Origin of the sequence: Vibrio celticus (genome assembly GCF_024347335.1) — a bacterium.
GTDB classification, from domain to species: domain Bacteria; phylum Pseudomonadota; class Gammaproteobacteria; order Enterobacterales; family Vibrionaceae; genus Vibrio; species Vibrio celticus.
Map to the genome: position 1 here is coordinate 1,627,577 of NZ_AP025464.1, position 13,676 is coordinate 1,641,252.

At 44.7% G+C, this 13,676-nt stretch carries 11 protein-coding genes and 2 pseudogenes; 12 read left to right on the top strand and 1 reads right to left on the bottom strand.

From position 1 onward, the window contains the following. Positions 1-8 precede the first annotated feature (8 nt). The 11 genes and pseudogenes from OCV19_RS23150 (at position 9) to OCV19_RS23200 (ending at position 11,222) form a co-directional block, all read left to right on the top strand. Positions 9-980, top strand: a complete 972-nt coding sequence (locus tag OCV19_RS23150; RefSeq protein ID WP_065677239.1) for a choline ABC transporter substrate-binding protein — start codon at positions 9-11, stop codon at positions 978-980. A 95-nt stretch (positions 981-1,075) separates the two neighbouring features. Then, entirely contained in the window at positions 1,076-1,918 is an 843-nt protein-coding gene (gene choW, locus OCV19_RS23155; protein ID WP_019824535.1) for a choline ABC transporter permease subunit, read from the top strand. A gap of 2 nt (positions 1,919-1,920) precedes the next feature. Further along, entirely contained in the window at positions 1,921-3,135 is a 1,215-nt protein-coding gene (choV, locus tag OCV19_RS23160) for a choline ABC transporter ATP-binding protein (protein ID WP_065677238.1), read from the top strand. Between the two features lie 361 nt (positions 3,136-3,496). Further along, positions 3,497-3,979, top strand: coding sequence for a MarR family winged helix-turn-helix transcriptional regulator (locus OCV19_RS23165; RefSeq protein WP_017061075.1), 483 nt, complete (start codon positions 3,497-3,499; stop codon positions 3,977-3,979). 447 nt (positions 3,980-4,426) lie between these two features. Beyond that, complete coding sequence (locus OCV19_RS23170; RefSeq protein WP_048614309.1) at positions 4,427-5,083, top strand: QnrS family quinolone resistance pentapeptide repeat protein; 657 nt, start codon at positions 4,427-4,429, stop codon at positions 5,081-5,083. Between the two features lie 331 nt (positions 5,084-5,414). After that, positions 5,415-6,678 (top strand): annotated as a pseudogene (locus OCV19_RS23175) (IS4 family transposase). Between the two features lie 17 nt (positions 6,679-6,695). Continuing rightward, positions 6,696-6,905, top strand: a pseudogene (locus tag OCV19_RS23180) (hypothetical protein); the annotation flags it as partial. Between the two features lie 111 nt (positions 6,906-7,016). Beyond that, a protein-coding gene (locus OCV19_RS23185; protein ID WP_261875664.1) for an IS5 family transposase occupies positions 7,017-7,777 on the top strand; the annotation gives its coding sequence in 2 pieces (ribosomal slippage) (positions 7,017-7,557 and positions 7,557-7,777; 762 coding nt in all). 181 nt (positions 7,778-7,958) lie between these two features. After that, complete coding sequence (locus tag OCV19_RS23190; protein ID WP_050643445.1) at positions 7,959-9,398, top strand: 6-phospho-beta-glucosidase; 1,440 nt, start codon at positions 7,959-7,961, stop codon at positions 9,396-9,398. A gap of 99 nt (positions 9,399-9,497) precedes the next feature. After that, the gene (locus OCV19_RS23195; RefSeq protein WP_065675776.1) at positions 9,498-10,496 is read left to right on the top strand and encodes a LacI family DNA-binding transcriptional regulator; all 999 of its coding nucleotides are present in this window, start codon (positions 9,498-9,500) and stop codon (positions 10,494-10,496) included. A 165-nt stretch (positions 10,497-10,661) separates the two neighbouring features. Continuing rightward, positions 10,662-11,222 (top strand): sugar O-acetyltransferase, encoded by a 561-nt coding sequence (locus OCV19_RS23200; RefSeq protein WP_061037884.1) that lies wholly within the window; start codon positions 10,662-10,664, stop codon positions 11,220-11,222. Positions 11,223-11,303: 81 nt separating this feature from the next. On the opposite strand, the gene OCV19_RS23205 is transcribed toward OCV19_RS23200, so the two are convergent. After that, on the bottom strand, positions 11,304-12,491 hold the full coding sequence (locus tag OCV19_RS23205) for an MFS transporter (protein ID WP_017062388.1): 1,188 nt from the start codon (positions 12,489-12,491) through the stop codon (positions 11,304-11,306). A gap of 281 nt (positions 12,492-12,772) precedes the next feature. Here OCV19_RS23205 and OCV19_RS23210 point away from each other — a divergent pair, with 281 nt between their 5' ends. Beyond that, positions 12,773-13,654, top strand: a complete 882-nt coding sequence (locus tag OCV19_RS23210) for a LysR family transcriptional regulator (RefSeq protein WP_019827078.1) — start codon at positions 12,773-12,775, stop codon at positions 13,652-13,654. Positions 13,655-13,676: the final 22 nt, after the last annotated feature.

Below are 13,676 nucleotides of genomic sequence, written 5' to 3' on the forward strand. Positions count from 1 at the left end.
GAATCATTATGACGACTCAACATAAGCAAACTGCTACAAAAAAGGTATTAGCAACATTAGCCATCAGTTCATTTGCGTTCGGTGCTAACGCTTCTATTGAACCACAGCAATGTGAAAACGTTCGCTTCGCTGATGTAGGCTGGACTGACATTACCGCAACAACCGCCGTTACTTCTGAACTATTAAAAGGCCTTGGTTACAAAACTAAAACCGACCTACTTTCAGTACCGGTGACTTACTCTTCAATGGCGAACGGCGATATTGACGTATTCCTAGGTAACTGGATGCCAACCATGGAAGGCGATATTGCTAAGTACCGTGAAGCGGGCACGGTTGAAACCGTTCGTGCCAACCTTGAAGGCGCAAAATACACGCTAGCCGTACCAAAATACGTGTACGACTCAGGTGTAAAAAGCTTCGCCGACCTAGCAAAACATGCCGACAAATTTAAAGACCGCATCTATGGCATCGAGCCGGGTAACGACGGTAACCGCCTAATACAATCAATGATTGATTCAGACGCGTTTGGCTTGAAAGATTTCAGCATAGTGGAATCAAGCGAAGCGGGTATGGTGTCTCAAGTATCACGCGCAGCACGCCGTAGCCAATGGATTGTTTACCTTGGTTGGGCTCCGCACCCGATGAACAGCAATGTTGAGATGGAATACCTTTCAGGCGGTGACGACTTCTTCGGCCCTAACTACGGTGGCGCGAATGTTTACACTAACGTTCGTTCAAACTACCTGTCTGAGTGTGCAAACGTCGGTCAACTTCTACAAAACCTAGAATTCACTCTAGAGATGGAAAACCAGTTGATGGAAGAGATTCTTAACCAAAAAGTGAAGCCAGAAAAAGCGGCTCAACAATGGTTGAACAACACCCCTCAACAAGTTGAAGCTTGGTTAGACAACGTAAAAACGCATAAAGGTGAATCAGCGACTCAAGCCGTTACTGAATACCTAAAGCAAGTTAAAGCTTAGTTCTACCCATCTCAACAGCTACATAAATAATAAAGGTGGGCTTACCAATTTATCGATTGGTTTGAAGTAGCCCACCCATAATAAAAGGCAATATTGTGAATTTTATTACGGAAAACAAAATCCCTGTCGGACAATGGATGGAAGCGGGTGTTGATTGGCTAACAATCAATGCAGCAGGATTCTTTGACGCTATTTCGATTTTTCTAGAAACCGTCATTATGTTTTTAGTCGATGTATTTAAGTGGATGCCGCCTGCTCTGCCAATCGTGATTACCGCTGCGATTGCGTGGTACTTACACCGTAAACCTTCGCTAGTGATCTTTGTGGTCGCGGCACTGCTGACTATTCTTAACCTCGGCTACTGGCAAGAAATGCTGGAAACCTTTGTTCTCGTCTTTGCGGCGACAACGATTTCCGTATTAATTGGCGTACCGGTTGGCATCATGGCAGCGCATCGTCCTTGGCTCTATACGATGTTGCGTCCAATTCTCGATTTAATGCAGACCGTTCCAACGTTTGTGTATCTGATTCCAACTCTGGTTCTATTCGGCTTGGGCATCGTGCCTGGCTTAATCTCGACCATTATTTTCGCGATAGCTGCACCGATTCGTTTGACCTACTTAGGGGTAACTAAAGTCCCTGAAGAGCTGATTGAAGCGGGTAAAGCCTTTGGTGCAAGTCGCATGAAGTTACTGCTCAAAGTTGAATTACCAGCCGCTCTGCCAAGCATCATGGCGGGTGTTACCCAATGTATTATGCTGTCGCTTTCGATGGTGGTTATCGCCGCCCTTGTTGGTGCTGACGGGCTTGGTAAACCTGTTGTTCGTGCATTGAATACAGTGAACATCTCACAAGGTTTTGAAGCCGGATTAGCGATTGTTTTAGTCGCAATCATCCTTGACCGCTTGTGCAAAACACCAAACCAGAAGGAAGCTTAATCATGTCTAACTCTCAGGAAAAAAAGACAATGGACGCGATTACCATTAAGAACCTCGATGTTGTGTTTGGTGATAAGCCGAAGCAAGCGCTTGAGCTGCTCGACCAAGGTAAAACTCGCCAAGAGATCATTGATGAGGTTGGCCAAGTCGTTGGCGTGGACAATGTGTCTCTGACCGTTGAAGAAGGCGAGATTTGTGTGCTGATGGGTTTGTCTGGTTCTGGTAAATCATCTTTGCTACGCGCAGTTAACGGCTTGAATGAGATCAGCCGTGGTTCATTGGCGATCAAAGATGGAGACAAGCTGGTTGATTTAGGTGAACAGTGCGACGAAGCGACTCTGCGTCATCTTCGTACTCACCGCGTTTCTATGGTGTTCCAAAAGTTTGCTTTGATGCCATGGCTTAACGTATTAGACAACGTGGCGTTTGGTCTTGAAATGCAGGGTGTAGCAAAAGATGTTCGTCGTGCAAAAGCGCGTGAGCAATTGGAAATGGTCGGCCTAGCCGAATGGGAAACCAAATTCCCGCATGAGCTTTCTGGCGGCATGCAGCAACGTGTTGGTTTGGCACGTGCGTTTGTAATGGATACTGACATTCTATTGATGGATGAACCGTTTTCGGCGCTTGACCCACTGATTCGTGCTCAACTGCAAGATGAACTGATCACGCTGCAAAACAAACTCAACAAAACGATTCTGTTCGTGAGTCACGACCTAGATGAAGCACTGAAGATTGGTAACAACATCGCGATCATGGAGTCAGGAAAGCTGATTCAACACGGTAAGCCTGAAGAGATCGTATTGACGCCAAAAACAGAATACGTAAAAGACTTCGTGGCTCACACCAATCCATTGAATGTGCTTAAAGGTCGTTCTTTGATGCAGCCTCTTGATTCACTGACGCAAGAGAATGAAAGCTGGAAGATCTGCGATTCTAAAGATCTCTGGATTGAACAGAATGAAGGTGCTTTATCTGTGAAAGGTGAATCTGCTTTGGCGCTTGTCGAGTGGAGCGAGTCTGATGACCTAACCGCGATCAGCGCGTCGAGTGTGGTCGTGGCAAGTCCGGAAATTGGCATGCGTGATGCGATTAAGCTCAAGCAGATCAGTAACCACCCGATTTTGCTGGTGGAAGACAATCAACTGGTCGGTATTCTGGATAACAGCGAGTTTTACAACGCACTAACGGGTAATTTTCAGATGAATACAGCCGCGTAAAATTTCGTTTTCCAGCTTGGCGATTAGGGCTGGTTTTTTATTAGGTGGAGAGGGTTAAGTCTCTCTACCTCTATGATTATTAAAATATATTATTCTTTGAACTTGTATTCTCTGACTCGTTATTTTTGCCTTCATTGAAGCTTTCATTTCCCCTTCATTAAGTAAAAGTGCCGTACCACGCAAGTTTAGTGGTATAGAAAAGATTGAGAATAGTATGAACATCAGTACAATGCGGAAAAATCAATGAAGTAATTTATCAATTTACAGTGTAATTCGAGCTCACCTGACGTAAATAATCAGGGCATATCATCGCTTCGACGCTGTAAACCATTCACAGTATATTAGTACAAAGGTCTGCATCTTGGACAAACATGACGAAATCCTGGTCGCTATTCGCCAAATTATTCGCGCTATCGATTTACACTCGAAAAAGCTGAGTAAAGAGTATGGTTTGACTGGCCCTCAATTAATCTTAATGAGAGCAATCCAAGAAATGGGTAATGTGACGATCAAAGAATTGTCTAATCACACCAATGTAAGCCAAGCCACCACAACCACGATCATCGATCGCTTGGAACTGAATGGCTATGTACAACGTGTTCGCAGCTCGTCAGACCGACGCAAAGTACACGCAAACCTGACTGAAAAAGGTCAAGAGTTGCTAAACAATGCGCCACCACCGCTGCAAGATAACTTCGTTAAAAAATTCCAAAACCTAGAGCCGTGGGAGCAAAGCTTACTACTTTCTTCAATGCAGCGAGTATCATCAATGATGAACGCAGAAGACATCGACGCTGCTCCAGTACTTCAGCTTGAAGGCATTGCAAACGTAGCCAAGAGCTAACGTCAGTTTTAAATTATTCATTTAGGACAATGACTTAAATGATTGTCAAATGGTCGCATTAAGCGGCCATTTTTGGTCTTGGCCTCCCCACTCCTCAGATTTTACTGATACAAATTATCTTTTAGTTGTAGCCTGTCGACACAAACTAAGGCCTTCGAGTGACGAGTATCAGCGAGTGTATCTGTATAGGGTATTGCATCAAGTTCATACTGACATATGATGATTATCTTCTCGTTGTGTCTCATCTTATACACCTCTTCTAAGCGACAAAACTTTTTTCAAGATAAGCACATCCTATAAATCGAAAATAACAACCTTAAAGGGCTTGTTTGGTGCCTTAAAATGGCTAAATTAGGGTGTTTTAAGTTGCTGTTTTTGTTGGTTTTTAATTTGGTGTTTTCTTAAGATCGCAATGGTAGTCTTAGCTTAATTTCTTTAGGGGGCTAAATGGACACCAATAACAGCACTTATCATCACCACAGTTTTGCTCAGCAAGACTTATCAGAGCTTACATTTACAGCCTGCACGTTTATCCGTTGTGATTTCAGACGTTCGAACTTGCGTGATGCAACGTTTATTAACTGTAAGTTTATTGAACAAGGCGATATTGAGGGATGCCACTTTGATGTTGCCGACTTACGAGATGCAAGCTTCCAGAATTGTCAGCTGGCGATGGCGAATTTTAGTAATGCGAATTGCTATGGGATTGAGCTACGTGAATGCGACTTGAAAGGGGCGAACTTTACTCGTGCGAACTTTGCCAATCAGGTGAGCAATCGCATGTATTTTTGCTCGGCATACATCACGGGTTGCAACCTGTCTTACGCTAATTTTGAACAAGCTTGTTTAGAGAAGTGCGAGCTGTTTGAGAACCGTTGGATAGGTACTTACCTTGGCGGTGCGTCACTGAAAGAGTCTGATCTCAGCCGAGGTGTATTTTCGGAAGATGTATGGGGGCAATTCAGTATGCAAGGTGCTAATTTATGCCATGCTGAATTAGAAGGGTTAGATCCTCGCAAGGTCGATACATCTGGAATTAAAATTGTCGCTTGGCAGCAAGAGCAACTGCTTGAAAGTATGGGTATTGTTGTAATGCCTGACTGATTTTTTTCACTCGGTTGGAATCAACCACAGTCGCTAGAAGAAAAGCCCAAAGCTAATAACTTTGGGCTTTTCCGTATTTGGTGTCCCATCTGACTTTTTTATGCAAGTCGTTTGCATGTCGTGAGGCTAGATGAGTAAGTCAGCAGTTTGTTATGTCGTAAAATTTCAGTTGAATGGTGTTTGGATTTCATACGCGATCTTGATCACTGATTTTAGCGTGTTACATAGACAGGATCTTAAGCTCTAAGCTATTTATTTAGATAGAAAAAAGGCTTCATTTATGATCAGATAATCGTCGCCAAACAAACCACCCATATCAACCGTGAAGCCGATGACGATTATCTCCCTACAAAAGCAGTTTAAGCAATTCTTTAATGCTGATAGCCTTCAAAAAATGGCGAAAAGTACAGGACTTATGAAGCGATGTCGGGCTATCTTACCCGACCAGCTAGTAGTAAGCCTAGTGGCCGCTTTGAGCAAAGGAAACTGCTCATCTATTGCCGATTTACTAAGGCAATTCAATGGGATGTGCTTAAGCGCTAAAGATACTGTGGCTTATAAGCCCTACCATAACCAGTTAAGAAAAGAAGAATTTCCGATATTCATGCGCCAATTGGCCATGCGAGCGATAGCTCAGTTTGCTCGCCAGCAGAGTGCCAACCTACCAGATAAACTCGCTACCTTTGATGATGTGCTGCTTCAAGATGGTAGCTCTTTCCACATTCATCGTGACCTTTCGAACGTTTACCCGAGCCGATTTAAACGCAATCCAGCCGCAGTTGAATGCCATATGACAATGTCTTTAAAAAGCTTTTCTCCAGTCGCAATGAGCATCAGCGCTGATACAGCATCAGAAAGAGACTTTTGCCCGCCCCAAAACAATGAGTAACAAATTGTTGTTGGCTGACGCAGGGTACCCTGACTTCCAATTCTTTACTGAGCTTGAACTGTATGGTGGTTTCTATATTTTCGAGGAGCAAAGTCCCTGAATCCTCATGTTATAGAAGCGAGAAACGGTCAGGGCCGGCATTTATCTAAACTAGAAGGAAAGAAGCTCAAAGACATCACTCGAGGTACTAATCGCTCACAGGTACTCGACCTTAAAGTTCGTAGTGGTAAGCAAGAATTTAGAGTGGTAAGACGTTGGTTTGCAGAAGAAAAGCGATTCTGTATTTGGTTAACTAACTTGCCTTCAGGTACCTATACTGCTGATGACATAATGGCGATCTACCGCTGTCGATGGCAGGTGGAGTTGCTTTTTAAAGAATTAAAATCTCACACAAACTGGCAACGATTTGTCACCGCACAAAAGGCCATCGTTGATGGGCTTATCTGGGCCAGTTTACTCGCTGATCATCAGGCGCAGTACTGCGCTTCAGATAATGCCATCGGTCTCGCTGTTTAAGGCGGCAAAAAATGTGGATGTGTGGCTGTTGCCCATATTTGAATGTATCAGCCACAAGGCATGGTCAGAAATAGGCAATAAACTGGAATGGGCCTCTAGCTATATATTTAAGAACGCACAAAAGTCCGCCCAGAGGAAGTCAAAGAAAAACATCACGTTAGACGGGATTTATGCTGGTCTTAATGCTTAAGGTTCAGTCTATGAGCCCCGATTAACCTATTTCAAGAGCTGCAGGTATCAGAGTCTGGCTGGGGCAAGTTTCCTGCCGTCTATGAGACCAACGGTACCAATTGGCTGAAAGTCAAAGAGGGTTGGATTCACCTCACACTAGCCGATCAGACACTCGTTCAGTTCTACCCGGGAACTCAAGACCTATCCGGCAAATTGCAGCATGATCAGTATTTTGATCAGCATTGATCGTAAAGCTGAATTTTGACTAGGGCGTGTTGATCTTTCGTGAGTGTTTTTTGAACAGCATGGTAAAGAGTTATAATTTGCTTCGCCAAAAGTAAAACCATAACCAATACCATGCCAAGAACAATGCTAACTGATATTCGCTGGGAACTGCTACTCCAAGTTATGAAAAGTACAGGTCGTATTTACGATAAAACTGAACATCGAATGACATTTGAAGGAATACTTTATCGAATGAGAACAGGTATTCCTTGGCGAGATCTACCCTCTGAGTTCGGAGAGTGGAGTACCGTTTACAGACGATTTAATCTTTGGTCAAAGAAAGGGATTTTAGATAATCTTTTCAAAAGCTTATCTAACATGGCTGATTTTGAATGGGTATTTCTTGATGGCTCTATAGTTAGAGCACATCAGCATAGTACAGGTGCAGCTACTGAAAGTTCAGAGCAAATAGGAAAAAGTCGCGGGGGCAACTCAACCAAAATTCACTTAGCCGTAGATAGTGGTGGCCTGCCGATTTGCTTTGATTTATCAGAGGGACAACGCCACGATATAGTGCATGCCGAAAGCTTAGTTGAGCAACTCGATGAAGTTAATACCATCGTTTGTGATAAAGGATATGACAGCGAACCTTTCCGTATTTTGTTAAGGAACGTGGCGGAGAAACGGTAATTGCTAAACGCAATTACGGACAAGATATAGACAAAGACAGTATGGATTGGTGTTTATACAAGTATCGTCACTTGGTCGAAAATGCCTTTGGGAGAATTAAGCATTATCGAGCTATTTCAAGTAGATATGACAAGCTAGAAAGGAATTATGCCAGCATGTTATCGCTGGCATTCATGTTAATGTGGCTACCGATGTATTGTTGAACGCGAAATGTACAGCAAAGATCAACACGCCCTAGTCTGTAGTTCGATCAAAAAAGATCTTTTAACTATTGCTGAAACCGGTTTCAATCTGTATCTTTGCTTTTATTGAAATCGGTTTCAGAGTTGTGAACGCAGCTCTAATCCTGGTCTTTTTCACGAATAACTTGTAGCGAGTAATGGTATGAACAACGAATTTCCGAACGATTTTTTATGGGGTGGTGCGGTTGCAGCACATCAGTTAGAAGGCGGCTGGGATGTGAATGGTAAAGGTGTCAGTGTTGTTGATGTATTAACAGCGGGCGCTCATGGTGTACAACGTCGAATCACCGATGGCGTGATTGATGGCGAAAACTACCCAAACCAAGTCGCAGTGGATTTCTACCATCGCTACAAAGAAGACATTAAGTTATTCGCTGAGATGGGTTTTAAGTGTTTCCGTACCAGTATCGCTTGGACGCGTATTTTCCCAAATGGCGATGAAGCTGAGCCATGTGAAGCGGGTTTAGCATTTTACGATGACCTGTTTGATGAGCTGTTGAAATACGACATTCAGCCTGTGGTAACACTGAGTCACTTTGAAATGCCTTACCATCTAGCTAACGAATATGGCGGCTGGATGAACCGTAAAGTGATCGACTTCTTCGTTAAGTATTCAACTACGGTGATGGAGCGATACCAACACAAAGTGAAATACTGGATGACGTTTAATGAGATCAACAACCAGATGAACACTTCGGCAGACATCTTCGGTTGGTTATGCTCTGGTGTGAAGTTTCCACAATGCGAAAAGCCGCAAGAAGCCATGTATCAAGCGGTTCACCACCAATTTGTTGCCAGTGCGTTGGTGGTTAAAAAAGGTCACGAGATCAATCCAGATCTTCAAATCGGCGCAATGTGTGCGATGGTGCCTTTCTATCCTCGTTCTTCAAAGCCAGAAGACATCATGGTGGCACAGCAAGCGATGCGTGACCGTTACTTCTTCTCAGATGTAATGGTGCGTGGTCATTACCCAAATTACGCTAAGCGTGACTGGGCAATCAAAGGCTTCAACATTGAGATGCAGCCCGAAGATGAGCAGATCCTAAAAGAAGGTAAGGCCGATTACTTAGGCTTTAGTTACTACATGTCGAATACTTTGGATTCTTCTTCGCATCAGTCGACTGAAGAGGCGATGGACGGCGGTCATGAAAACTCGGTTGATAACCCGTTCATCCAGTCTAGCGATTGGGGCTGGCCAATTGACCCAACGGGTTTGCGTTTCTGTTTAGCGTCTCTGTATGAACGTTATGAAGTGCCATTGTTCATTGTTGAGAACGGTTTTGGCGCTGTTGATACCATTGAAGAAGATGGCAGCATTAATGACGACTATCGCATTGCTTACCTTGGCGACCACATCAAAGAGATGAAAAAAGCCGTTGCGATTGATGGTGTTGATTTGATGGGTTACACCCCTTGGGGCTGTATCGACTTAGTGTCGTTCACCACGGGCGAGATGAAAAAACGCTACGGATTCATTTACGTAGATAAGCACAACGATCAATCTGGCTCACTTGAGCGCAAACGCAAGAAGTCGTTCGAGTGGTATAAAGGCGTGATTGCATCTAACGGTGCCACTATTTAGAATGCATTTCCCAGCGCAGTTATGTGAACTGTGAGCTGTGATTTTGGAATGAATTAGTCGGCCTATGTCGACTAATTTTTTATAAAGGAAAAGAAGCCAATGGTAACCATGCTTGATGTCGCGAACCGCGCAGGCGTATCTAAGTCGACCGTTTCTCGTGTCTTAAATGGCAAGAACATCGTGCGCCCAGATGTGGTGAAAAAGGTATTTGATGCGATTCAAGAAACAGGTTATCGACCGAACTTGTTGGCTCAGCAATTGGCGACCAAGAAGACCAATTTCATCGGCTTTGTAATCACCAATGAGTTGTTCAATGGCCCTTATTTCTCTTCCTTGATGTATCACGCGGCTTCTTATAGCGAAAAGTCGAATCACCAACTGGTGATCACCGATGGCAAACACAGCGCCGAAGACGAAAGAAAGGCGATCAACTTCCTGCTGGATATGAAGTGCGCGGGCATCATCATCTACCCACAGTGCTTAAATGAAAGTGAGATTGCAAAGGTCATCGAAAGCACTGACACACCGATTATTGTACTCAACCGAGAAATGCCGTCGAAGCCTAATCATGCCATTACCACCGACCATTATCAGAGCGCTTGTTTGATGGTTGAACACATCATCGAGCAAGGCCATACAGGCATTGCAGTGATTCGAGGAAAAGCCGGTTCTTCGACAGATGAGTTGCGTTACCAAGCCTATCAAGATGTGCTAACTAAACATGGTACTGCATTGGATGAGGCCAAAGTTGTTCGAGGTGATTGGACGATGGAGAGCGGTTATCACGCGGCTCAGGCTCTGGTTAAAAGCAAAACCATATTCACTGCTATCTTGTCGGAAAACGATGATATGGCGATTGGTGCGATTAAGGCGTTAACTGAACTTGGGTACTCATTACCTAAAGACGTTTCTATCGTCGGCTTTGATAACAGCAAAGTGGGGGCGTTTTTAACGCCAAGCTTAACGTCTGTCAGTGTGCCATTAGAGCAAATGACGCAAAAGGCGATCCTGCAAATTGTCGGTGAAACAGAGCAAGCGACCACCATCAATACCACCGGCAGTTTGGTGCTACGTGATTCGATAGCGAAGCAAAATTAGCACTGTTCGAATTTCATATTTCACCTACAAAAAGTGACGAGCTGCGCATCTCTTAAACCAAGCGTAAACACTCCTTATTCACGGTTATTTAGATGTGCGATATTGCGTTTTTTGGTCGATGAATTGACCAGCATTAGTTCAGTAATGTGAGAACAGGTAAGTAACGTGAAAACAGAAAAACAAAAAATGCTAGCAGGCGAACCTTATCAGGCTTGGGATAAAGAGCTTTATTCCGCTCGTATCGAATGTCGTAAGGTACTTCAAAAACTCAATAACAGTATTCCAGACACACCCGAATGGGAAGCGGCAACTCAAGAGCTCATTCCGGGCTGTGAAAATGCGCATCTAGAACCTCCATTTCGTTGTGACTACGGCTCGAACATCAAGCTGGGCAAGAACTTCTACGCTAACTTTAACTGCGTGATTTTGGATGTGGCTGAAGTGACCATTGGCGACAATGTGTTGCTTGGCCCGAATGTTCAAATCCTGACCGCAGGTCATCCACTTGATGTGAAAGGCCGTGTAGAAGAAGGCGTTGAGTTTGGCACACCGATTAATGTTGGCGACAATGTTTGGCTTGGCGGTGGTGTAATCATCTGCCCCGGTGTCACTATTGGCGAAAACAGCGTGATTGGCGCGGGCAGTGTGGTAACCAAAGACATCCCAGCTAATGTGGTTGCAGTCGGTAACCCATGTAAAGTGCTGAAAGCGATCGATAACGAGTAATAATCAGATTGAATTGATAAAGCCCGAACCTAGGTTCGGGCTTTGTTTTTTCTATCCTTGCTAGATGCTAGATGCTAGATGCTAGATGCTAGATGGAACAGCTTGTTGTGCTTGCTTCTTATCTAACGCACCACTGAATCGAGTCAGAACAAGAGCGATCAAAACGATCACAGCACCTACCCAAGGGGTGTTCATTAATCCAGATTTCGCGACAATCAAACCACCGCCCCATGATCCCAATGCAATACCGACGTTGAAGGCTGCAATGTTCAACCCAGAAGCGACATCGACGGCGTCAGGTGTGTATTTCTCAGCCAGTTTCACAACATACACTTGTAGCCCCGGAACGTTACCGAATGCAAATGCACCCCAAACCAAAATAGTCGCAACGGCTGCGTAAGGGTTTACAGCGGTAAAGTTGAATACCACCAGTACCGCGGCTAAACCAGAGAAGATAACGGTCAGTGCTTTAATCGGGCCCATCTTGTCGGCCATTTTTCCGCCCCAGATGTTACCTACCGCTACTGACACACCGTAAACCAACATGATTAAGCTGATTGAGCTCGAATCAAACCCTGATACGTTTTCCAGTATTGGAGCAAGGAAGGTAAACGCTGTGAATGTTCCGCCATAACCAAGCGCCGTGATGGCGTAAACCAACAGCAAGCGTGGTTGAGTTAGAACCTTTAGTTGTGCCGAAATCTTCGCCGCAGGTGGTTGCTTAAGGTTGCTTGGAACCAAGATAGCGCTACCGATAAGAGCAATAAGGCCAAGTAGAGCAACGATCAAGAAGGTTGCTTGCCAGCCAAAGGTTTGGCCGATGTAAGTGCCCAGTGGTACGCCGGTTACCAATGCAACCGTTAAACCCGTAAACATGATCGCAATGGCACTGGCTGCTTTATCTTTTGAAACCAAACCTGTCGCGATGGTCGATCCGATCGAGAAGAACACACCATGGGCAAGGCCAGTCAAAATTCGTGCGGCGATCAGCGTGTTATAGCCTGGAGCTTGCCACGCCAATAAGTTACCAATGACAAACAATGCCATCACGGTCAGCAGCACCGCTTTACGATTCCATTTTCCGGTTAATGCCGTTAATACTGGTGCGCCAATAGCAACGCCAAGCGCGTATAAACTGACTAATAGGCCTGCCGATGGCAGAGATACATTCAAGTCGCTCGCCATGGTAGGAATCAAGCCTACGATGACAAATTCTGTGGTTCCGATGGCAAAGGCGCTGAGCGTCAATGCAAGTAATGCTAATGGCATAATCATCTCTCTTACTGTTCTTTGTTAAATACCGAGCGCGATAAAATGGGGCAGCTTGTGACGGCAATAGGAGCGCTTCGTTTGATGGCGAGGATTATCGAGCAATATATATTTGTGATAAATGACGCCATTAACAAATAACCTTTGTTAAATTTGCAATAATTGAAGAGTTAGCCGATCATTGGATTAAGCTGATGAGATCGAAAAGACATAGATGATTTGAGCTGTGATGAGCACAAGCGAGATGACATTAAACAAAATGAAGATAGCGAAGGAGCCTTATGTTAACCCGTTCAGATGATTTAGAAATGGTACTCACCGTTGTCGATGCTGGTGGTTTTTCTGCGGCGGCAGAGGCGTTGGATGTGCAGGTCGCCAAGGTGTCTCGTTCGGTGAGTAAGGTTGAGTCGCAACTCGGCGTCTCAATATTCAACCGAACAACGAGACGCGTGGAATTGACGGAGGAAGGGCGGCAGTTTGTCGATTCAGTCAGGGTGGGATTACAGATGATCCAGAGTGCGGAAGAAGAAATCGTGTCGCGCGGTGAGTTGCCAAAAGGTCGTTTAAGAGTCGATGCCGCCAGTCCATTCGTATTCCATCAGCTAGTGCCGTTGGTGCAGTCATTCAAAGAGGCTTACCCAGACATTGAGTTGGAACTCACTTCCAACGAAGGCTTCGTTGATCTTCTCGAAAAGAGAACCGATGTTGCGATTCGAATCGGTAAGTTGTCCGATTCAACATTGCACGCTCGACCGTTAGGAAAAAGTTTACTCCATATTGTGGCGTCACCTGATTATCTCGCTAAGCGTGGGTTACCCACCAAACCTGAAGATTTGAGTTCGCATCAAATTGTGGGATTTGCGGGTAACAAAGTGCTTAACCATTGGCCTTTACCAAACCAAAGTGATGTCGCGCCGACTGTGACAGCCAGTAATGGTGAAACGGTGCGTCAACTGGTATTAGCTGGAAATGGGATCGCTTGTTTATCGGGGTTTATGGTGCAGGAAGATATGGCAGCAGGGCGTCTAATCCCTATTCTGGAACAAGACAAACTTGCCAACACAGACCGAGAGCGAGTGAATGCGGTTTACTACAAGTCGTCATCGGTCTCTAAACGTATCTCGGCGTTTATCGATTTTATCCAGCCCCGTTTGAAGCTCTAACTATGGCAGACTACTGGGACTG